Here is a 271-nt window from a genome sequence, read left to right as displayed (position 1 = left end):
ATCGGTGCTGTCCCCCGCGAGCTCGGCCGCGAGGTGCTTGGCCAAGTACGTTTTTCCGGTACCGGGAGGACCATAAAGGACCAGCTGCCGGTTCTCTTCAAGGAGCTCCGCAATCTCCTGCAAGGGCTCCAGGTCCATGTGGAGGGACTCGGCGAACGCCTCCGTCAGGGGACGGAAACCCTGCTGGACAACCTCGACGAAGGCGGTGGGCGGGACCTCTTCCTCGCCGTCGGTTTCGGCCTCGACAGGAAGCAGTTCCTGCAGGGCCTGG

The 271-nt window shown here is 64.6% G+C and carries 1 protein-coding gene; it reads right to left on the bottom strand.

Annotated features, from left to right (window positions below):
• A partial coding sequence (locus tag SB724_RS20240) for an nSTAND3 domain-containing NTPase (protein ID WP_410572650.1) occupies positions 1–271 on the bottom strand: 271 nt, incomplete at both ends.

The sequence above is a fragment of the Bacillus sp. SIMBA_031 genome (genome assembly GCF_046535225.1).
Lineage (GTDB): Bacteria > Bacillota > Bacilli > Bacillales > Bacillaceae > Bacillus > Bacillus velezensis.
Note: the sequence above shows the minus strand (reverse complement) of the source record. Positions and strands in the feature narration are given on the sequence as shown.